Here is a 20,955-nt window from a genome sequence, read left to right on the forward strand (position 1 = left end):
AATAAAATATAAGACGTTAGACGTGAGATTTGAGACTTGAGTCCGGATGATTACCATTATGGATCAACAATATTTTTCTGAATGGTTGAAACTTGGGTTATTGGGCACCCAACAAAACCTTTTAAAGGTTTTAAAGAATTTCACGGTCGCCTTTTGGCTTCCCGAAATTCATTGGGACAGGCTTTGTTTCTTGCTTCCTGTTTCTTAATTCTAATCTCTCGCTTCTCGTATCTCGCCTCAACCTCTCCCTCAAAACCGCTTCAAAGCCAACTCACTTACCGTTCCCCCAATGGCCAAAGAACTCGTCGCAGCAGGGGAGGGGGCATTGAGGACATTGATGGCAGATTCGTTTTCCCGGATACAGAAATCATCCAAAAGTCCCCCGGTTCGGTCACAAGCCTGGGCACGGACTCCCGCACCTCCTTCTACCAAATCCGATTCCTGAATATCGGGAATCAGTTCCTTTAGGGCATTGGTAAAGGCGGTTTTGGAGAATGAACGGTACATTTCGCCCATTCCGGTTTTCCAATATTTGGCAGCTACTTTTTGGAATCCGGGCCAAGCCAAGGTCTCACTCAGTTCCGCTAGGTTGACTTGGGAACGCTTATATCCTTCTCTTTTAAAAGCCAATACAGCATTGGGCCCTGCTTCCACGCCGCCTTTCATCATTCTGGTGAAGTGAACCCCTAAAAATGGAAAATTAGGATCCGGAACAGGGTAGATCAGGTTTTTGACCAGGTATTCTCTTTCCTTTTTTATTTTGTAATACTCGCCTCTGAAAGGAATGATTTTGACATCAATGGATTCCTCCTGATTCATTTGGGCCACTTTATCGGAATACAAGCCGGCACAATTGATCACTAATTTGCCTGAAAATTCATGGTAGGCAGTGCGGACCTGGGAAACACCCGATTCGGTTATGATTTTATCAACTTTATTGTTTAGAAAAATTTCTCCTCCCAAAGATTCGAATTTCTTGGCATAAGCAATGGCCACCTCTTTGTAATCTACAATCCCTGTCTGAGGTACATGTATAGCAGCTACGCCTGCGCAGTAAGGTTCATATTCCTTCAATTCATCCAAAGTAATGGCCCTTGTTCCTGCCAATCCATTTTGCAATCCTCTTTCCAGTAATCCATTCAATATTGAAATCTGCTCATTTTTGGTGGCTACCACCACCTTTCCAGTCAGTTCAAAGGGAATACTTTCTTCTTCACAGAATTTAATGAGTTCATGATAGCCTCTGATGCAATTGGTTGCTTTCAAGGAACCGGGTTTGTAGTACAAGCCGGAATGGATTACCCCCGAATTATTGCCCGTTTGATGCTTGGCCACCTCAGGTTCTTTTTCCAGAATCACTACTTTTAAGTTAGGTTTTTGCTGTATGATTTTGAGACCTGTAGCCAGTCCGACTATTCCGCCTCCGATGATAATAATGTCGTATTGCATTTGCTATATAATTGCAGACAAATATAAGGATGGATTTATTTTTTGAACAGGTTAATTTTAGCCTCTTAATCAAAACAAATTCTTACCCATTTTAAAAAAGAAATTGGTTTAGAACTTTTTGCCAGGATAAAAGTGTTTCAGCCATACCTATAAACCTATATGAAGAGCATATTTTTATTCCTGATTTCATTTTTTTGTTTTCTGACAATTTCCTTTGCACAATTAAGTATTATTGGAAAGGTAACTGATTCCGAAACGGGGGATCCGATTCCATTTGCAAGCGTAATTTTGAAAGGTTCCACTTTGGGTACAACCACGGATTTTGAAGGGAATTATGTTTTAAATTCTACTACTAAAGCAGATAGTATCCAAGTGAGTTATTTGGGTTATGTTTCACAGACTAAAAAAATTCCTACAACTCCTTCTCCGGTAATTAACTTTCAATTGATTCCCTCGACTTTCAACCTTTCGGAGTTTGTCTTTGAATCAGGTGAAAACCCGGCTTTTGCCATTATCAGAAAAGCGGTAGCGTCAAAAGAAAAATTTGATAAAAGAAACTTAACCGCCTACGAATCTGATAATTATACCAAAATAGAACTTGACTTAGATGAAGTAGAGGGTGCTTTTAAGGAAAGAAATCAAGTTAAGAAAGTTATTGCTGTGATGGATAGCATCAAGCAGTTGACCAATGATGAAGGAAAAAAAATCCTTCCCATGTTCTTTTCTGAAACATATTCTAAGTTTTATTTCAGAACAGATCCCATTTTAAAAAAGGAAATTATCGAAAACTCGAGATTGACGGGAGTAGGTATTACTGATGGGACAACTGTTTCACAAATTACAGGTTCTGCCTTTCAAGAATATAATTTCTACAGAAACTGGTTGACAATCGTTGAGAAGGAATTTGTTTCTCCCATTACGGACGGATGGAAGACTTTTTATGATTATGATCTCATGGATTCTCTGATGGTGGGGGAAGACTATTGTTACATGCTCAAAGTATACCCACTTCGGGAACAGGATTTGGCGTTTACGGGTACTATTTGGATCAAAAAGGAAAATTATGCCCTCAAACAAATAGATTTAACAATTCCAAAGTCTGCCAACTTAAATTTTATAGAAAGGATAAAAATCCAGCAGGAATTGGTAGAGACTGAAGCGGGGCCATTGCTTCCTTCCAAAACAAGAGTTTTGATCAAAATCTCGAAAATAACTGAAAACACAGTTGGCTTGCTTGCAAAATTTTATAATTCCCAGGAAAACTTCAAAATTAATAACCCCTTACCAACAAGCTTTTACTTCCAATCTATAGAATTGAAAGAAGATTTTGATCAAGGGACAGAGGAATTTTGGCAAAAGGTCAGACCTGAACCTTTAAGTGATCAAGAAATTGTTTCGCGACAGATGGTGGATACCCTAAGCAGGATTCCAATAATCAGATTTTATTCAGAGGGGATCAAATTTTTGGGAACAGGATTTCTGCCTGTTGGCAAAGTTGATTTCGGTCCTTGGACCGGACTTTTTAATTACAATGACATTGAAGGGCTGAGATTGGGAGGCGGATTGCGTACCAATCTCAAATTCAGCAACAAATATGTCTTTACAGGATATTTGGCTTATGGATTTGCAGATCAGCAAGTGAAATATTTTATTTCAGGTACCAAAATTCTTGACCGAAAAAGATGGACAACCATTCAGATAAATACCCAAAAGGAAATCGATCAGGTCGGATTGGAAATAGAAAACCTTCAGTTGAACAGTATTTTCCTTGCAGCATCAAGGTTCGGGACATTGAACAAACCCTATTACAGTAAATATTTCAGACTCATCACCCAAAGGGAGGTATTTAGGGGATTAAACTTTACGGCAGGTTTTACCAGAAAGGAATTTGATCCTTTATTTGAATTCAATTATTTCAATGAAAACACAGGAGTTTACCAAAACAGGTTTGATCTTGCTCAAATAAATATTGGGGTTCGATATGGCAAAGATGAAATACAGATTATAAATGACAACTATAGGGTGTCATTGGGTCCGGTAAAGTGGCCTGTTTTTGATTTTAGGTTTACCCAAGGACTCAACAACCTTGGTGGCGATATCAATTACCAAAAATATACTCTAAGTGTCTATCAAAAACTCAATCTAGGATTGATAGGGGTATCAAGATATGAATTGAAATCGGGTTTTGTCAGGGGCACAGTACCCTATCCGCTTCTTGAAAACCACATAGGTAACGAAACTATTTTTTATACAACCGTCGCTTTCAACCTGATGAACTTCAATGAATTTGCGAGTGATAGATTTGCAAGTTTAAGTTACCGCCATTCTTTTGAAGGATTTGGACTCAATCAGATTCCTTTGATCAAGAAACTCAAATGGAGGGCTGTTGCGAATGCCAATGTTTTGTGGGGGAGTGTTAGCGACAAAAACTTGTCGAATTCATCCGATTTGGATGGTTCAGGTAATCCCATACCGGCTTTTGGAAGACTCGACGCAAGTACCCCCTATATTGAATTAGGATATGGGATTGAAAATATTTTTAAGTTCTTTAGGGTGGATGCCTTCCATAGGATCACTTATTTGGATAATCCGGGAGCAAATTCATTTGGGGTAAAAATAAGTGCCCAGATAATTCTTTAAGAAACTTGGTATTGTTTTTCAAGTTTTCCCAAGATGCCTCATATTTAAAAAAATAATAGAGTTTGTTGCTTTTATCTAAGAAAAACCCACAATCAATTTGCATATTTGCACCTTAATTAAGCATCTGTTTGTAAAGATGTCATGTTTCATATAGTTAAAATTTTAAATGTCCAACCAACAAATCAAAATCACCCTGCCGGACGGTTCGGTCAGGGATTATGAAAAAGGAGTTTCAGGGTTACAGATTGCACTTAGTATCAGCGAGGGTTTAGCCAGAAATGTACTTGCAGCAAAAGTTAACGGGGAAGTTTGGGATGCAAACAGACCCATTCATCAGGACTCAAAAGTCCAGTTATTGACCTGGAATGACCCTGAAGGGAAAAATACTTTTTGGCATTCTTCTGCCCACCTGATGGCAGAAGCCTTGGAATCACTTTATCCCGGGGTGAAATTCGGCATTGGCCCGCCGATTGAAAACGGATTTTATTATGACGTTGATTTTGGTGACAAACCTTTGGAAGGTGCTGAACTGGAAAAAATTGAAGCCAAAATGATGGAATTGGCCAAAACAAAAAGCGAATTTATCAGAAAAGATGTATCAAAGTCCGATGCTATTGCTTACTTCCAGGAAAAAGGGGATGAATATAAATTAGACCTTTTGGAAGGTTTGGAAGATGGTTCCATCACTTTTTATGAGCAGGGCAATTTCGTTGATCTCTGTCGTGGACCACATATCCCCAATACAGGTTTTATCAAAGCAGCCAAGCTTTTGAACATTGCCGGTGCCTATTGGAGAGGGGATGAGAAAAGGAAAATGCTTACCCGGATCTATGGTATTACTTTTCCAAAAGCCAAAGAATTGCAGGAATACCTGTTTATGCTTGAAGAGGCAAAGAAAAGAGATCATAGGAAATTGGGCAGGGAATTGGAATTGTTTACTTTTTCCGAAAAAGTGGGCATGGGATTGCCTTTATGGCTACCCAAGGGTACGTTGCTAAGAGAGAGACTTGTCAATTTTATGAAAAAGGCACAGGACAAGTCGGGTTATCAGCAAGTTGTTACCCCACATATTGGGCATAAGGCTTTGTATGAGACTTCCGGGCATTATGAAAAATACGGAAAGGATTCATTCCAGCCCATCCATACGCCCAATGAAGGTGAGGAGTTTTTGTTGAAACCGATGAATTGTCCCCATCACTGCGAAATCTATAAGCATAAACCCAGGTCATACAAAGACCTGCCTATCAGATATGCTGAATTTGGAACTGTTTACAGGTACGAACAAAGCGGCGAATTGCATGGTTTGACCAGGGTTCGAGGTTTTACGCAAGATGATGCCCATATATTTTGCAGGCCGGATCAGGTAAAAGAGGAATTTATAAAAGTTATTGATCTGGTGCTTTATGTATTCAAAGCTTTGGGCTTTTCGGATTATACTGCCCAGATTTCATTAAGAGATCCCGATAACAGGGACAAATATATAGGTACTGATGAGGCTTGGAACAAAGCTGAATCAGCAATCATCGAAGCGGCTGCCGAAAAGGGACTTGATACAGTGACCGAATTAGGTGAGGCTGCTTTTTATGGTCCAAAACTGGATTTTATGGTCAAAGATGCTTTGGGCAGAAAATGGCAATTGGGTACCATACAGGTAGATTATAATTTACCCGAAAGATTCCAATTGGAATATATTGGTTCCGACAATCAAAAACATCGGCCGGTCATGATTCACAGGGCGCCATTTGGTTCTTTGGAAAGATTTGTGGCTGTTCTGATAGAGCATTGTGCCGGAAACTTTCCTCTTTGGCTGTCTCCTGACCAGATCATTATTCTGCCTATTTCTGAAAAATATACTGCATATGCAGAGGAGATCAGAAGTGCATTGGAGGATTCAGATATCATAGGGGCGATAGACAACCGGGATGAAAAGATCGGAAGAAAAATCAGAGATGCAGAAGTTAAGAAAATCCCTTTTATGCTCATTGTGGGCGAAAAAGAACAAATGGAGGGCTTAATCTCTGTAAGGAAGCATGGTCAAGGTGACCTAGGTAATTATACTCCGGAAGGCTTTGCTGCTTACTTCAAGGGTATAATTGAAGAATCATTACACAATTAAATACGGTATTAATTAGCGAGTTTTTTTATATCTCAAATTTATTCCGATATTTGCAGGCAATTTCATTAAACAACCATAAGTATTTTGAAAGGAAGAACACCGTTCAGACAGAGACAAGAAGAACCTTATAAGGTAAACGACAAAATCAGGTCAAGAGAAGTCAGGGTAGTAGGCGATTTTGTAGATGGCGGAAATGCCGTTTTGACCTTGACCGAAGCCTTAAAAATTGCAAAGGAAAACGAACTTGATCTCGTTGAGATTTCCCCAAATGCCAGTCCTCCTGTTTGTAAGGTGATAGACTACGCAAAATTTAAATATGAACAGAAAAAGAAGCAAAAGGAGATCAAAGCCAATGCATCTAAGACTGTTCTTAAAGAAATCAGGTTTGGTCCGAACACTGACGACCATGATTTCAACTTCAAGTTGAAGCATGCTATCAACTTTCTTAAAGAAGGAGCAAAAGTAAAAGCCTATGTACATTTTGTAGGTAGATCGATTGTTTTCAAGGAAAGAGGAGAAATGTTGCTGTTGAAGTTTGCGCAGGAGTTGGAGGAATATGGACAGGTAGAACAACTTCCAAAAATGGAGGGGAAAAGAATGTTTCTTTTCTTAACACCAAAAGCCAGTAAGAAATAATTTCAACAAACAAATACAGTTATGCCTAAAGTAAAAACTAAATCAAGTGCAAAAAAGCGGTTTACCCTAACAGGAACCGGCAAAATCAGAAGGAAGCATGCTTACAAAAGCCACATTCTGACCAAGAAATCTACCAAGAGAAAGAGAAATCTTACTAAAATGGGTATGGTTCACGAGTCTGATGAAGGCAGAGTAAAAGCAATGTTGAGAATAGGTTAATCTATTTTCATTTCTTCAAAATCAATTCAGGTTATTTATTCACCAGACGCTTAGGTTAACAAGACTTTTCAGCATAAACTGAAAGCACCTAGAGTCAAAAATTTAAACATTATGCCAAGATCAGTAAATGCAGTTGCTTCAAGAGCAAGAAGAAAAAAAGTATTGAAAGCAACAAAGGGCTACTTCGGGAGAGGAAAGAACGTTTGGACAGTAGCAAAAAACAAGTACGAAAAAGGTTTACAATACGCTTATAGAGATAGAAAAGCCAAGAAAAGAGAATTCAGGGCTTTATGGATTCAGCGTATCAATGCAGGTGCCAGACAATATGGTATCTCTTATTCTCAGTTTATGGGTATGTTGAAAAAAGCTGATATCGAATTGAACAGAAAAGTTCTTGCTGATTTGGCAATGAATCACCCAGAGGCATTCAAAGCTGTAGTTGAAAAGGTTAAGTAAGTAGGCACTGACTTAACTTATTAAGAAGCCCCAAATTTTGGGGCTTTTTTTATTTCTATTTTTTGGATTTACAAGGTCATTTTATGAATTTTTACTATATTACAAAAGTCCAATAAATCAAAAAAACCAATCTTTAAAATCCAGTTTTCTTAGAGATTTTAAAGGATTGGTTTTTTAATAAAAAAAGCCCCAAAAGTGGGGCTTAAGTAGCGAGGAGGGGATCCCGATAGCTATCGGGACCCTGTCCGCCGCGGCGGATATGAATTCTGTGCTAAAGGTATTGGGGAATAATATTTGATTTAATCCAATCCCTTCCTTTACCTGATTTCAGTTCCTTTTCCCTTAGAAGGGCTTCAGATTTGGTACTAAAAAATTCTACATGGATACAATACCAAGGTCTGTATCGGATGGTATGTCCTTTAGTTGATTTCTCATTATGGAATTTAAACCTGGTAATGAGGTCTGAGGTCATTCCGGTATAAAGCCTTTTGGCCGAAAATGAATATAGTACGTAAACACAGAACATTGAATTATAATTAAAAAAAGAAAAGCCCCAAAAGTGGGGCTTGAGTGTAGCGAGGAGTAGGATCGAACTGCTGTCCGCCGCGGCGGATATGAATCCTGCTTCATGGCCCTATTAATGGAGAAAAGCTTCCCAAATTTGAGAAGCTTTATGTAGCGAGGAGGGGAGTTGAACCCCTGACCTCAGGGTTATGAATCCTGCGCTCTAACCATCTGAGCTACCTCGCCAGGTATTAATCTTATGGGGAGAATCCCAATTATTTTGACATCTTTAACGTCAAAATGGTATTGCAGAGTTGAACTGCTGTCCGCCGCGGCGGATATGAATCCTGCGCTCTAACCATCTGAGTTACCTCGCCAATTCGGACTGCAAATATGAGGTCTTATGTATATAATTGCAAGCAAACGCCTGCAAAAAAGTGAATTTTTAAAAACTAAAATTCTGAGAAAATGGTAAAAAATAAATTTGTTGCTGATTATCAAATCAATACTTCCAGGAAAGTATTATTTCCTTATTTGAGTACGGCCAGTGGATTGGCTGAATGGTTTGCCGATGATGTTTCTATCAATGAGGATAAAACTTACATCTTTCATTTTGATGGTGAGGACCACTATGCCAGAATCGTGGCCCTAAGAACAAACATTCATGTCAAATTTGATTTCTTTGATCCAAATAATCCTGATGAAACAGACCACTCTTATATAGAGTTTAAATTAGAAGAAAATGAACTGACGCAAACTATGTTTATGAAAGTCATTGATTACAGTGATTCTTACGATGATGATGAGTTGGAATCTATTTGGGAAAGCCTGATACACAATTTAAAAGAAATCATTGGAGGTTGATTTTCAAAAAACCATAATATTTGAAAATTTTCACAACCTTTGCCGTTAATATGGCTTGCAGGGTTAATTTAAATGAAGAAAATAGATAAACTGATTTTAGGGTCATTTCTTGGTCCTTTCTTTTTAACTTTTGTAGTAGTGGATTTTATTCTGCTCACGGTAAATATGCTGAAATATTTCGATGAGATTTTCGGTAAAGGATTGGATTTTTGGATTTACATGGAGTTGATCTCTTATTTCGTCATCAGCATTTCTCCAATGGCTTTGCCTTTGGCTGTATTACTTTCTGCTCTGATGGCATTTGGAAACCTAGGCGAACATTTTGAATTGACAGCATTGAAAAGCGCTGGAATTTCCTTGATTCGTGCACTGAGACCAATTGGGATTTTTGTGGTTTTTTTGAGTATCCTTGCTTTTTTATCCAACAACTACCTAGTGCCAAAGGTAAATTTGAAAACTTTTAGTCTTCTCTACGATATCCGGATGAAATCTCCCGCCTTGGACATTAAGGAAGGCGTGTTTTATAGTGGAATACCAAATTACAGTATCAAAGTGAACCAAAAGTTGGATGAAGTCAGGTTGAAGGATATCATTATTTATAATCATGAGGAAGGGCAGGGAAATACAAATATCATTCTTGCTGATTCAGGAAGAATGGAACCATTTTTCAACGATAGTTATATGAGTATGACTCTTTATAATGGAACAAGTTATAAGGAATCGAGAGGACAAAGAGGAATAACCGAAAAACCTGTGGATTTTAGTCGGACAAGTTTTTCTGAAAACCAGATTATTTTTAATCTGGAATCATTTCAATTGAACAGAACGCCTGAGGATCTGTGGTCAACAAACCGATCAATCAAAAATATTGCACAGCTCAGGTCAGGATTGGATTCCTTAAACACAGAAATCAATCAAATAATTTATTACAATTACCTGAACACTGAATCATCTTTTCCTTATTTTTCCAGAAACCGGAAAATAGTTCCCCCGATTGATATTGCGGAAAGAAAGCAACGTGATGATTCAATAAAAAACATCAAATCAATTCAAAAAATCAAAGCGGAAATGAAAGATTCCGTTGAAACAGATATTGCTACAGATACTATTGCAGACCTTCAGGTTTCCGACAATTCAGATTCCATGAATGTAACAGACGAAGAATTGATCATTCAAGGGTCCGATAGTCTGAATCAAATAACTCAAGCCACTGTAAATAAGGGAGAAATTAATAGTCCAAAGGCCTCTAAAGAATCGACTACAGGCAATTTGATAAACAAAAATAAAATCTCAGCAATTAAATCCCTTGACTCTTTACTGATTTCAAGAAAGTCAGACACCCTTAAGAAATCTTCAGAACCAAAAGTTGATTTGATCCAAAAGCAAGCTTTCTCAGGGTTTCAAGGAAAATCTGAATTCACTCCGGAGAAAAAAGTTTGGATAGACTCAATCATCCAAAACGGGAATTACGAATCGAGGGCTGCATCTATAGCTTTAAGTAATGCAAGAACCCTAAAAAACAATTTCAATACCAAACTTACCCAAATAGATACCTATCAAAGAGAATTCAGGAGGTACCAAATCGCCATTTACCAAAAATACACCACTGCATTCGCCTGTATAGTGCTGTTTTTGATTGGTGCTCCCTTGGGAGCCATAATCAAAAAAGGAGGTTTAGGTATGCCCGTTTTGATGTCCATCATATTTTTCATCATTTACTACATGTTGACCATTACCGGAGAGAAGTGGGCCAAAGAGGGTATTGCCGACCCTATGTTTGGAACCTGGTTTTCCAACCTCGTCCTGCTACCAATTGGATTTTTCTTCCTGAAACAAGCCAGAAAAGATGCCAGATTATTTGAGCCCGAAACCTATGTTGAATTGTTTCAAAAGATCAAAAATTGGTACAATAGATTTAATTCTAAATTTCAGGCCAGATTTTTAAATTCAAAATAATAGCTATACCTTTGTAGCTGTTTTAAAAAAAATAATAATTAACTAGGCATGTATTTAACTACAGAGAAAAAATCAGAGTTGTTCAAAAATCATGGCAGGTTAAAAGCTGATAACGATACAGGTTCACCGGAATCCCAAATAGCGTTGTTCACTTATAGAATTCAGCACTTAACTGACCATTTGAAGACAAACAAAAAAGACCACTCTTCAAGATTGGGTCTACTTAAATTAGTCGGTAAAAGAAGGAGACTTCTTAATTACCTGGTCAAAAACGATATCGAAAGATACAGAGCAATACTAACCGACTTAGGAATTAGAAAATAATCATTTTAATGTAAGGTTCTCGATGGGAGAACCTTACTTTTTTATTTCCCCTGATATTAAGCCTTACTTTTACATCTTTATTTACCTTATTACTCATAACAAACATTTATGTTACCTAACGTAATTTCAAAATCTATCATTCTCGAGGATGGTAGGGAAATCATTATTGAAACTGGCGCATTGGCAAAGCAGGCCGATGGGGCAGTAGTTGTTAAAATGGGCAAAGCAATGTTGCTTGCCACTGTTGTTTCAAAAAAAGAAGCAGGGGAAGGAGTTGACTTCCTTCCTATGTCTGTAGATTACCAAGAAAAATTTGCAGCTTCCGGCAAAATTCCGGGAGGATTTTTAAAAAGAGAAGGAAGGCTTTCTGATTATGAAATTTTGATCAGTCGGATAGTTGATAGAGCTATCAGACCGATTTTTCCGGATGATTATCATGCGGATACCAATATAGCCATTACATTAATGTCTGCTGATGAGGATGTATTACCTGATTGTCTTGCCGGATTGGCAGCTTCAGCAGCATTGGCTGTTTCAGATATACCATTTAATGGACCTATTTCTGAAGTAAGAGTAGGCAAAATAGATGGGAATTTAATGATAAATCCTACTCCAAAACAGCTTGAAACCGCTTCTATGGAGTTTATCGTTGCTGGTTCGGAAGAATACATTCTGATGGTTGAAGGTGAAGCCAATGAAATTTCGGAAGACGAGATGGTTGAGGCGCTCCAATTTGCCCATGAAGAGATCAAGAAACATTGTAAGGTTCAAAAAGAGCTTTCAATTGCGGTTGGAAAAGAGGTCAAAAGGGAATATAACCACGAAAAAACCGATCCTGCATTATACGAGAAAATGTACGGAGAGCTTTATGACAAATGCTATGAAGTAGTAGCCCGACAAATTCCAAATAAATCAGAAAGATCCGAATTGATCAAAGCTATCAAAGAGGGTTTTATTGAAAGTTTGGGCGAAGAGCATGGTTTTGAGGCAAGCCTTATTGGACCTTATTTTTCAAAAATCCACAAAGAAGCAGCAAGAAATCTGACTCTAAATGAAAAGAAGAGACTTGATGGCAGGAAACTCGATGAGGTAAGACCAATATGGTCTGTAGTAGATTATTTACCTTCTGCTCATGGTTCGGCAATTTTCACCCGAGGTGAGACTCAGTCCATTACTACTTGTACTTTGGGTACAAAAATGGATGAACAGATGGTTGATGGTGCAATGATTTCAGGATTCAACAAGTTCTTCCTTCACTATAACTTTCCTGGTTTTTCAACCGGTGAGGTTAAAGTAAACAGAGGTCCCGGAAGACGGGAAGTAGGACATGGAAATCTTGCCATGCGTGCTTTGAAAAAAGTACTTCCAACTGGAGACGACAATCCATATACTATTAGAATTGTTTCTGATATTTTGGAGTCAAACGGGTCATCTTCAATGGCGACAGTTTGCGCAGGGTCTCTTGCCTTGATGGATGCCGGTATTCAGATAAAGGCTCCTGTGACAGGTATTGCGATGGGAATGATTTCTGACTCAAAAACCGGGAATTATTCCATTCTTTCAGATATCCTTGGAGATGAGGATCATTTGGGAGATATGGATTTTAAAGTAACCGGAACTGAGAAAGGCATCACTGCCTGTCAAATGGACCTCAAAGTGGAAGGTTTGGATTACAGTGTGTTGAAAGAGGCACTTTATCAGGCAAGAGCAGGTAGACTTCATATTATGGAGGAAATCAAGAAAACCCTTTCTGCACCGAAGCCTGATCTTAAGCCACATACTCCAAGATCCTTTACCATGGGTATTCCTAAGGAATTGATCGGAGCAGTAATTGGTCCAGGTGGAAAAGTAATACAGGAAATCCAGAAAGACACCGGAGCTACCATAATTATTGAGGAGAAAGATAATATGGGTAAAATCAACATATTCTCTAACAATCAAGATTCAATGAATGCTGCTATTTCCAGAATCAAAGCGATTGTCGCTCAACCTGAAATAGGAGAGACCTACACCGGGATAGTTAAAAACATCATGCCGTTTGGTGCGTTTGTAGAATTTATGCCAGGAAAAGATGGTCTGTTGCATATTTCAGAGATCAAATGGGAGAGATTGGAAAATATGGAAGGTGTTCTTGAACCTGGAGAAGAAATTCAGGTTAAACTCATAGATGTCGATAAAAAAACCGGTAAGTTTAAGTTGTCGAGAAAAGTTTTAATACCAAAACCGGCGAAATCTGAAAATAAAGATTAAGAAATTTGAAGTATTCAATTCTTTGAACTTTATTTATTCTTACTTCTGTTAATAATTGAGTCATAATAAAAAATATTCTTGAATGAGGCAGCTAAAAATTAGCAAACAGATCACCAATAGAGAGAGCCAGTCCCTTGATAAATATCTACAGGAAATTGGTAAGGTCGATCTTCTTACCGCTGATGAAGAAGTAGTTTTAGCAAAAAGAATCCGTGAAGGAGATCAGCTTGCTTTAGAAAAACTTACAAAAGCCAATCTCCGTTTTGTTGTATCCGTGGCAAAGCAATATCAGAATCAAGGTCTATCTTTGGGAGATCTGATCAATGAAGGTAACTTGGGTCTCATAAAGGCCGCTCAGAGGTTTGATGAAACAAGGGGATTTAAATTCATATCTTACGCGGTATGGTGGATTCGGCAATCAATTCTTCAGGCTTTAGCAGAACAGTCCAGAATTGTTAGATTACCTTTGAACAGGGTAGGATCTTTAAACAAAATCAGTAAAACTTTCAGTGAGCTTGAACAGAAATTTGAAAGAGAACCTTCACCTGAGGAACTAGCAGAAGTACTTGAAGTCACAGCGGGCGAAGTTGTAGACACCATGAAAATCTCAGGACGACATGTCTCAATGGACGCGCCATTCGTACAGGGAGAAGAAAACAGTCTTTTGGATGTCCTGGAAAATGATGGCGATGAAAAACCTGACGATGGTTTGATGACAGATTCATTGAGAAAGGAAGTTCAGAGAGCATTATCTACACTTACTCAAAGAGAAGCTGATGTTATCACCCTTTACTTCGGACTTAATGGAGAGCATGCCATGACCTTGGAGGAAATAGGTGAAAAATTCAACTTAACCAGAGAAAGAGTTAGACAAATTAAAGAGAAGGCTATCAGGAGGTTAAGACATACTTCTAGAAGTAAAACTTTAAAACCTTACCTGGGTTGATTTAACCTTTGGTAAATATAAAATCAGAAAAGGGGAAAATTCCCCTTTTTTTGTTTCCCTCAAGACGCAATCCATTAAATCAAAAATAACCTACTGAAACTCATTTACTAGGCTTGGTTTAGGGAATTTTAACACCCATTAACTTTGTTGTGAAGGGTATTTTCACAAAATTTGCCAACTTCAATAAACAACCAAATGACTTCAGACATTGAAAAAGCAAAAGTCTTGATAATTGGATCAGGACCGGCTGGTTACACAGCTGCAATTTATGCTGCTAGGGCAGGGCTCAATCCCATTTTGTATACAGGTGGTCAACCCGGTGGGCAATTGACCATAACAACGGATGTGGAAAATTATCCCGGTTATCCGGATGGCATCATGGGACCTGAAATGATGGAGGATTTTCGAAAACAAGCAGAAAGATTTGGAACACAGGTTCGCTATGGCATGGTTACTTCGGTGGACTTTAATAGCCTACCACATAAAGTAATCGTCGATGAGCAGCATACCCTTCACGCAGATACCGTGATTATTTCAACCGGAGCTTCAGCAAAATGGTTGGGATTGGAAAGCGAGGAGAGGTTGAATGGGAAAGGTGTTTCTGCTTGTGCTGTTTGTGATGGATTCTTTTTTAGGGGACAAGATGTTGCTATTGTGGGTGCAGGAGATACTGCGTGTGAAGAAGCTACATATTTATCCAATATCTGTAGCAAAGTTTACATGATCGTCAGAAGAGGAGAAATGAGGGCTTCTCAGATTATGCAAAAGAGAGTAATGAACAATCCTAAAATTGAAATTTTGTGGAATACGGAGACCGTTGAAATTTTAGGGGAAGAAGAGGTATCCGGTGTTCTTGTAAAAAATAATATTACGAATGAAAACAGAGCAATAAGTATTTCAGGCTTTTTTGTTGCCATAGGTCATGAACCTAATACTGGAATATTTAAGGGAATTATTGATATGGACGAAACAGGTTATATTAAAACTGTTCCGGGAAGCACAAGAACTAATGTGGAAGGTGTATTTGCAAGTGGTGATGCACAGGACCATATTTACAGACAGGCAGTTACAGCAGCGGGAACTGGCTGTATGGCGGCCTTGGATGCAGAAAGATACTTGGCCTCTAGAGAATAGTCCTAATCATAAATAATGAAGTTAAAAAGTCTTTGGCTACTGGTTTTCTTAATTTTGGGTATAGGTAATTATTCAACCTATGCCCAAAATTTTCCAAAAATCATTAAAAAATCCAAACCCCAGACTAATACCAACATCAATCCACTTTCGAGGGATCTGAGACTTTTTGATTCTGGGAAATATCTTCAGAATTTATCCAGGGAAACAGATTCCCTTTTATATAAAGATTACGTCAATATAAACAGAAGACTCAGTATTGTTGCTGAGGATACTCTTTCTTTGGTATGGGCACCTACCAATCAGCTTGTACAGGTTTCAGAACAAATTCTGATTGATAGCATTTGGGTGACGGCCTTTGAGTATTACTCTTCTTGGGACAGCAAAAAAATCAATATTTATGATTTTAATCCCAAAGATTTCAAGGACACTGTTCAGATAAAACTTTTCGATCCATTTTTTGGTACCGATTGGAAACTTCCTTTAGATGAAACCCGAATTACTTCAGAATTTGGCTTTAGGAGATATAGGTGGCACCATGGCACAGATTTGAAATTAATAACAGGTCAGAATGTTTATACTGTTTTTGATGGGATTGTAAGAATTAGGTCCTATGATAGAAATGGTTATGGTTATTATATTGTGGTAAGGCATAAAAATGGACTGGAAACTTTATATGGTCATTTATCCAAATTTTTGGTTGAGGTTGGACAGGAAGTCAAATCAGGTGAAATAATAGGTCTTGGTGGAAATACAGGAAGAAGTACAGGATCACATCTTCACTTTGAAATTCGTTATCAGGGATTATCTATAAACCCTACGGAAATATTTGATTTCAACGTGGGCAGAATAAAAAGTCAGCTTTACAACATAACGTCATCCAGTTTCGACCATGTGATCAAAGCGCAAGAGTCTGTATACCACAGGGTAAGAAGTGGTGAAAACCTCAGCATAATTGCAAGAAAGTACGGAGTCCGGGTCAGTACTATCACCCGACTTAACAATATTTCAACAAATTCAGTATTGAGAGTTGGTCAGAGACTGAGAATCAGATAAAATCTGCCTTAAAATTTTAAACTTAAAGTCTTATGAAATTAGACATTTTAGTGATTGCAGCACACCCCGATGATGCTGAATTGGCTTGTTCGGGTACTATTGCTTCTCATATTCAAAAAGGCTATAAAGTCGGTATTCTTGATCTTACCCAAGGAGAAATGGGAACCCGTGGAACCCCAGAACTGAGGATTTTGGAATCAAATAATTCAAGTAAAATTTTAGGATTATCGGCTCGGGAAAACCTTGGCTTCAAAGACATTTTTTTTAAGGATGACGAAAGCCATCAGATCGAAATAATTAAGATAATCCGAAAATATCAACCTGAAATTGTATTGGCCAATGCAGTTTCCGACAGGCATCCTGACCATGGAAAAGGAGCTTCAGTTGCTTCTCATGCCTGTTTTATGAGTGGTTTAAGAAAAATTGAAACCGTTTATGAGAACAAATCCCAAGAACCTTGGAGACCAAAATTTATTTACCATTACATCCAGAATAATTATATAAAACCTGATTTTGTAGTTGACATTACTGATTTTTGGGACCTGAAATTGGCGAGTATAAAGGCATTTAAGTCCCAATTTTATGACCCTCAAAATAAAGAACCTCAAAGTTTTATATCCTCAGCTGAATTTCTGGATTTTATTGAAGCAAGGGCAAGAGAATTTGGACATAGCATCAATTCGAAATTTGGTGAAGGCTTTACTGTTGAAAAGATGATAGGAGTTAGGGATTTGTTTGATTTAAAATGATTTTAAGGTGCCAACCTTGCAATTTCCCATTTTTCATCTTCTTTTTTAGCATACAAAATCCTGTCATGAAGTCGACTTGGCCGTCCCTGCCAAAATTCCACTTCCATAGGAATCAATCGATAACCGCCCCAGGTTTCCGGTCTTTTTATGGATTCTTTTGTCAATTCATCCCTTAATCTTGCTTCATTTTTTTCCAAAAAAGAACGATCGGGAATTGGCTTACTCTGAGGAGATGCCCATGCTCCAATCTGACTGGAAAATGGTCTTGAAAAGAAATATTCATCTGATTCTTGGGAAGAAATCTTGGAAACATTTCCGATTACTCTTACCTGACGTTCCAATTCAGGCCAAAAAAATGTTAGAGCTGCATAGGGTCTTTCGGCCAGTTCTTCACCTTTTTGGCTTTTATAATTGGTGAAAAAAACAAAACCTGAATCAACACCTTTTAAAAGAACTATACGCGAATTGGGCATCCCATCCTCTCTTATAGTAGAGAGATTCATAGCGTTTACCTCAATCACTTTTGCTTTTATGGCCTCATCCATCCATATTTTAAACTGCTCAATAGGGGACAAAACCACCTCAGTCTCATCCAGCGATTTTAAGGTATAGTCAATCCGAAGGTCTGCGATTTTCATATCATAGGAAATTTAAGCTTAAAATTATCATTCTTATTGCATTTATGAAATTTAGATATAACTTAAGCGCAATATTCTAAACACATTTTTTATGAATCTAAATTCTAAAGACATACCAAAGGCGGGACATCTATTAATATCTGAACCCTTTTTGCAGGATGAAAATTTTGTAAGGTCTGTCATTTTGGTATGCGAAAATAATGAAAATGGATCTTTTGGGCTTGTTCTAAACAAACTTTCGATTTTAAAGCTTTCAGAACTTGTAGATGAATTGAATTTTTTGGAAAGTGATGTTTATGTGGGTGGGCCAGTAGAACAGAATACCCTTCATTTTATTTATTTCGGAGATCAAATGGTATCAGGAAGTATTCAGTTGGGAGATGACCTCTGGTGGGGCGGGGAATTTCACGAATTGATTTTAAAACTTAAGAATGAAGAAATTTCAAATGAAAATATAAGATTTTTTATTGGATATTCAGGATGGTCGGAAGGTCAGTTGGCCCATGAATTACAAGACAATACCTGGATAGTATGTGATAAAATTGATTCAAAAAGTATTTTTTATGATTCTCCCGAAGAAATATGGAGAAACATATTGAAAAATATGGGCGGAGAATTTCAGCTACTGGCAAATTATCCGATTGACCCAAGATTAAATTAAAGCAATTTTATTACTTTTGTTTGGAACAGCCTCCAAAAAAGTACAAGTTTGATTATGAACAATGATAAAGAAATGTCTGAAGAGGACAAGGTGACCCATGCTGAAGATTTGAAAAAAAAGGCGGAAGGTAATGAAGTAAAAAGTGAAAAAGTTTCAAATTCTGAAGAGCCGGATCAAACGGTAAATCCGGAAAATAGTGAACCAATAATTGAAAGGTCCTCCGAAACAGTCAATAGCGAAAAAGAAAATATTGCTGTTGATGAAATTGATGGGGATATAACCTCCGATAGGGCTATTGTTGAAGAACTTAAAAATGAAAAAGTAGAAAGTTCGGTTGAAATTCAACAGGAAACAGTAGTTGAGAATTCCGGGAAAGATCAACAAGAGAATCCTGAAAGCAAATCTGCTGAAGAAATAGTTGAGCCAACAAGTGAATCATCCTCGGAACAGACTGAGGTAGAATCTCCTGTAGAAGGTGCAAAACACGAAAATGAACTTGAGACTCAAAGTAAGGGTGCTGATCTTACTATTGAAACCGTAGACAAGAAATCTGCAGATTCCGATGAAAGCGACTCTGAATTAGAACATGAAATCGAAGATCATATCGATTATTCCAATTTTTCAAAGAAGCAACTTTTGTCATCATTAAAGGAGATATTATCTACAGGTGACTTTTTAAAGGACGACGGTTCGATCAATGAAATCAAAAATCATTTCGACGAAATTTTCAATCAGGAAAAAGAAGATGCTTTAAATGATTTTGTTAAAAATGGAGGTGTTGCCGATGATTTTGAATATAGACCTTCGGATGAAGACAAAGCAATATTTATAGCACTAAATGAACTTAGAGACAGAAAGTCAGATTTTTTTAGGGAACAGGAAAAGAAAAAAGAAAAAAATCTTTTTGCCAAAAATCAGATTCTTGACAGATTAAGAGATTTGGTAGATGGCGAGGAAACTACCCACAGCATCAATACCATCAAACAGATTCAGGATGAGTGGAAGTCTATTGGCCCAGTTCCAGGATCCCAAAACAGAAATCTTTGGGCTTCTTTCAATGCCCTGATGGACCGTTTCTATGACAATAGAAGTATATATTTTGAGCTTAAAGAACTTGACAGAAAGAAAAATCTTGAGCACAAACTTGAAATATGTGAAAAGGCAGAGGCCCTTTTCAATGTACCCGATTTGAAAGAAGCTATTAAAAGTTTAAATGATCTTCATGAAGAATTTAAGCATATAGGTCCTGTTCCTCGGGATGAACAAGAAAACCTTTGGAATAAATTTAAAACAGCTTCAGATGCTGTTTATTCAAGAAGGAAAGAGTTTTATGAAAGCCAAAAAGGGACTTTAAAGGAAAACCTGGATAAAAAAGTGTTACTTATTCAGAAGTTGGAAACTTTCAAAGATTTCAAAGGTTCGAAAATCAAAGAATGGAACAGCAAGACCAAAGAGGTTTTGGCCATTCAAAAAGAGTGGGAGGCAATCGGTGCTGTGCCCAGAGAAAACGGAAAAGAAATCAATAAACAGTTTTGGGGTTTCTTCAAGAACTTTTTTCAGAACAAAAATCATTTCTTCAAAGAGCTAGATGAAATCAGGCTAAACAACAAAATAAAAGCTGAAGAACTGATCGAAAAAGCCATCTCGCTCCAGGAAAGTACTGATTGGCAACAAACTGCCAGCCAAATGATTTCATTGCAACAAGAATGGAAAAAAATTGGACCTACCCCTGAAAAAGTCAGAGATGAATTGTACCAAAGGTTTAAAAACGCATGTGATGCATTCTTTGAAAACAGAAGGAATTCAACCAAGCAGGTTAACAAAGAATTTGATGAGAACCTTAAAATCAAAGAAGCGATTTGTAAAAAAATCCTAGAAGGTGCAAAAGCAGCGAGTCCTACTGAATCAGATCTTGAATCTTTTATAGCCGAATTTAATTCAGTCGGATTTGTACCAAGAAAAAACATGAAGGAGATTTTGGCCAAGTTTAACGAAGCCGTTGATGCCTACGTGAAAAAACTTGGAATTGAAGGTACAGATAAGGAGGAGTTTTTATTCAAGCTGAACCTGAATAAGCTTCAAGCTGACCCGAATAGCAACAGGGTTTTGAACAAAAAAGAACACGGTATCAGAAAACAGATTTCTGACCTGGAGAATAACATTACGCTTTGGAAAAACAACTTGGAATTTTTCGCTGCCTCCAAGACTGCGGATAAGCTTAAAGACCAATTTGATGAAAAAATCCGAAAGGCTGAAACGGAAGTAGAGAAGTTGAAAAAAAGACTGACTATAATCAGAGAATTTTAATCCTCTCATAAATAAGGAGATAAACATTTCTCCTTATTTTTTTTTAAAAACCT

General features: G+C 37.7%; 18 protein-coding genes and 1 tRNA gene. 15 read left to right on the forward strand and 4 right to left on the reverse strand.

Annotated elements, in window-relative coordinates; all coding sequences use genetic code 11:
• Window positions 1-249: 249 nt before the first annotated feature.
• The gene (gene lhgO / locus B9A52_RS18005; RefSeq protein ID WP_084121776.1) at window positions 250-1,449 is read right to left on the reverse strand and encodes an L-2-hydroxyglutarate oxidase; all 1,200 of its coding nucleotides are present in this window, start codon (window positions 1,447-1,449) and stop codon (window positions 250-252) included.
• Between the two features lie 159 nt (window positions 1,450-1,608).
• Between lhgO and B9A52_RS18010 the strand changes: the two genes are divergently transcribed.
• The 5 genes from B9A52_RS18010 (at window position 1,609) to rplT (ending at window position 7,516) form a co-directional block, all read left to right on the forward strand.
• Window positions 1,609-4,089, forward strand: coding sequence for a DUF5686 and carboxypeptidase-like regulatory domain-containing protein (locus tag B9A52_RS18010; RefSeq protein ID WP_084121777.1), 2,481 nt, complete (start codon window positions 1,609-1,611; stop codon window positions 4,087-4,089).
• Between the two features lie 166 nt (window positions 4,090-4,255).
• Window positions 4,256-6,205: a threonine--tRNA ligase gene (gene thrS, locus B9A52_RS18015; protein WP_084121778.1), complete on the forward strand. Its 1,950-nt coding sequence runs from the start codon at window positions 4,256-4,258 to the stop codon at window positions 6,203-6,205.
• An 84-nt stretch (window positions 6,206-6,289) separates the two neighbouring features.
• The gene (gene infC / locus B9A52_RS18020; RefSeq protein WP_084121779.1) at window positions 6,290-6,841 is read left to right on the forward strand and encodes a translation initiation factor IF-3; all 552 of its coding nucleotides are present in this window, start codon (window positions 6,290-6,292) and stop codon (window positions 6,839-6,841) included.
• Between the two features lie 21 nt (window positions 6,842-6,862).
• On the forward strand, window positions 6,863-7,060 hold the full coding sequence (gene rpmI / locus B9A52_RS18025; RefSeq protein WP_084121780.1) for a 50S ribosomal protein L35: 198 nt from the start codon (window positions 6,863-6,865) through the stop codon (window positions 7,058-7,060).
• Window positions 7,061-7,171: 111 nt separating this feature from the next.
• Window positions 7,172-7,516 (forward strand): 50S ribosomal protein L20, encoded by a 345-nt coding sequence (gene rplT / locus B9A52_RS18030; RefSeq protein WP_010610422.1) that lies wholly within the window; start codon window positions 7,172-7,174, stop codon window positions 7,514-7,516.
• Window positions 7,517-7,787: 271 nt separating this feature from the next.
• On the opposite strand, the gene B9A52_RS18035 is transcribed toward rplT, so the two are convergent.
• The gene (locus tag B9A52_RS18035) at window positions 7,788-8,042 is read right to left on the reverse strand and encodes a GIY-YIG nuclease family protein (RefSeq protein ID WP_084121781.1); all 255 of its coding nucleotides are present in this window, start codon (window positions 8,040-8,042) and stop codon (window positions 7,788-7,790) included.
• A gap of 150 nt (window positions 8,043-8,192) precedes the next feature.
• Window positions 8,193-8,266 (reverse strand) — tRNA-Met (locus B9A52_RS18040).
• A 222-nt stretch (window positions 8,267-8,488) separates the two neighbouring features.
• On the opposite strand from B9A52_RS18040, the gene B9A52_RS18045 reads away from it, so the two are divergent.
• From B9A52_RS18045 to bshB1, 8 genes are all read left to right on the forward strand, one after another.
• Window positions 8,489-8,884, forward strand: a complete 396-nt coding sequence (locus tag B9A52_RS18045; RefSeq protein WP_084121782.1) for an START-like domain-containing protein — start codon at window positions 8,489-8,491, stop codon at window positions 8,882-8,884.
• A 72-nt stretch (window positions 8,885-8,956) separates the two neighbouring features.
• Window positions 8,957-10,840: an LptF/LptG family permease gene (locus B9A52_RS18050; RefSeq protein WP_084121783.1), complete on the forward strand. Its 1,884-nt coding sequence runs from the start codon at window positions 8,957-8,959 to the stop codon at window positions 10,838-10,840.
• 48 nt (window positions 10,841-10,888) lie between these two features.
• Window positions 10,889-11,164: a 30S ribosomal protein S15 gene (gene rpsO, locus B9A52_RS18055; RefSeq protein ID WP_084121784.1), complete on the forward strand. Its 276-nt coding sequence runs from the start codon at window positions 10,889-10,891 to the stop codon at window positions 11,162-11,164.
• 108 nt (window positions 11,165-11,272) lie between these two features.
• Window positions 11,273-13,414 carry a polyribonucleotide nucleotidyltransferase gene (gene pnp, locus B9A52_RS18060; RefSeq protein WP_084121785.1) on the forward strand — a complete coding sequence of 714 codons (2,142 nt, stop codon included), beginning with the start codon at window positions 11,273-11,275 and terminating at the stop codon, window positions 13,412-13,414.
• 82 nt (window positions 13,415-13,496) lie between these two features.
• On the forward strand, window positions 13,497-14,360 hold the full coding sequence (locus tag B9A52_RS18065) for a sigma-70 family RNA polymerase sigma factor (protein ID WP_084121786.1): 864 nt from the start codon (window positions 13,497-13,499) through the stop codon (window positions 14,358-14,360).
• A 195-nt stretch (window positions 14,361-14,555) separates the two neighbouring features.
• The gene (gene trxB, locus B9A52_RS18070; protein ID WP_084121787.1) at window positions 14,556-15,494 is read left to right on the forward strand and encodes a thioredoxin-disulfide reductase; all 939 of its coding nucleotides are present in this window, start codon (window positions 14,556-14,558) and stop codon (window positions 15,492-15,494) included.
• 15 nt (window positions 15,495-15,509) lie between these two features.
• A complete protein-coding gene (locus tag B9A52_RS18075; protein WP_084121788.1) occupies window positions 15,510-16,547 on the forward strand; it encodes a M23 family metallopeptidase in 1,038 nt (345 codons plus the stop codon).
• Window positions 16,548-16,579: 32 nt separating this feature from the next.
• Window positions 16,580-17,296, forward strand: coding sequence for a bacillithiol biosynthesis deacetylase BshB1 (gene bshB1, locus B9A52_RS18080; protein WP_084121789.1), 717 nt, complete (start codon window positions 16,580-16,582; stop codon window positions 17,294-17,296).
• A 2-nt stretch (window positions 17,297-17,298) separates the two neighbouring features.
• On the opposite strand, the gene pdxH is transcribed toward bshB1, so the two are convergent.
• On the reverse strand, window positions 17,299-17,934 hold the full coding sequence (pdxH, locus tag B9A52_RS18085; RefSeq protein WP_084121790.1) for a pyridoxamine 5'-phosphate oxidase: 636 nt from the start codon (window positions 17,932-17,934) through the stop codon (window positions 17,299-17,301).
• A gap of 91 nt (window positions 17,935-18,025) precedes the next feature.
• Between pdxH and B9A52_RS18090 the strand changes: the two genes are divergently transcribed.
• Both B9A52_RS18090 and B9A52_RS18095 read left to right on the forward strand, forming a co-directional pair.
• A complete protein-coding gene (locus B9A52_RS18090; RefSeq protein WP_084121791.1) occupies window positions 18,026-18,595 on the forward strand; it encodes a YqgE/AlgH family protein in 570 nt (189 codons plus the stop codon).
• Between the two features lie 54 nt (window positions 18,596-18,649).
• A complete protein-coding gene (locus B9A52_RS18095; protein WP_231955308.1) occupies window positions 18,650-20,902 on the forward strand; it encodes a DUF349 domain-containing protein in 2,253 nt (750 codons plus the stop codon).
• Window positions 20,903-20,955 lie beyond the last annotated feature (53 nt).

Origin of the sequence: Aquiflexum balticum DSM 16537 (assembly GCF_900176595.1) — a bacterium.
GTDB lineage: Bacteria > Bacteroidota > Bacteroidia > Cytophagales > Cyclobacteriaceae > Aquiflexum > Aquiflexum balticum.

Bases quoted from the DNA above. Each gene is read 5' to 3' on its own strand.
- trxB (WP_084121787.1), top strand. From the start codon at position 14,556: ATGACTTCAGACATTGAAAAAGCAAAAGTCTTGATAATTGGATCAGGA.
- B9A52_RS18065 (WP_084121786.1), top strand. From the start codon at position 13,497: ATGAGGCAGCTAAAAATTAGCAAACAGATCACCAATAGAGAGAGCCAG.
- rpsO (WP_084121784.1), top strand. From the start codon at position 10,889: ATGTATTTAACTACAGAGAAAAAATCAGAGTTGTTCAAAAATCATGGC.
- B9A52_RS18095 (WP_231955308.1), top strand. From the start codon at position 18,650: ATGAACAATGATAAAGAAATGTCTGAAGAGGACAAGGTGACCCATGCT.
- rpmI (WP_084121780.1), top strand. From the start codon at position 6,863: ATGCCTAAAGTAAAAACTAAATCAAGTGCAAAAAAGCGGTTTACCCTA.
- B9A52_RS18090 (WP_084121791.1), top strand. From the start codon at position 18,026: ATGAATCTAAATTCTAAAGACATACCAAAGGCGGGACATCTATTAATA.
- pnp (WP_084121785.1), top strand. From the start codon at position 11,273: ATGTTACCTAACGTAATTTCAAAATCTATCATTCTCGAGGATGGTAGG.
- B9A52_RS18045 (WP_084121782.1), top strand. From the start codon at position 8,489: ATGGTAAAAAATAAATTTGTTGCTGATTATCAAATCAATACTTCCAGG.
- thrS (WP_084121778.1), top strand. From the start codon at position 4,256: ATGTCCAACCAACAAATCAAAATCACCCTGCCGGACGGTTCGGTCAGG.
- B9A52_RS18050 (WP_084121783.1), top strand. From the start codon at position 8,957: ATGAAGAAAATAGATAAACTGATTTTAGGGTCATTTCTTGGTCCTTTC.
- pdxH (WP_084121790.1), bottom strand. From the start codon at position 17,934: ATGAAAATCGCAGACCTTCGGATTGACTATACCTTAAAATCGCTGGAT.
- B9A52_RS18010 (WP_084121777.1), top strand. From the start codon at position 1,609: ATGAAGAGCATATTTTTATTCCTGATTTCATTTTTTTGTTTTCTGACA.
- rplT (WP_010610422.1), top strand. From the start codon at position 7,172: ATGCCAAGATCAGTAAATGCAGTTGCTTCAAGAGCAAGAAGAAAAAAA.
- bshB1 (WP_084121789.1), top strand. From the start codon at position 16,580: ATGAAATTAGACATTTTAGTGATTGCAGCACACCCCGATGATGCTGAA.
- lhgO (WP_084121776.1), bottom strand. From the start codon at position 1,449: ATGCAATACGACATTATTATCATCGGAGGCGGAATAGTCGGACTGGCT.
- B9A52_RS18035 (WP_084121781.1), bottom strand. From the start codon at position 8,042: ATGTTCTGTGTTTACGTACTATATTCATTTTCGGCCAAAAGGCTTTAT.
- B9A52_RS18075 (WP_084121788.1), top strand. From the start codon at position 15,510: ATGAAGTTAAAAAGTCTTTGGCTACTGGTTTTCTTAATTTTGGGTATA.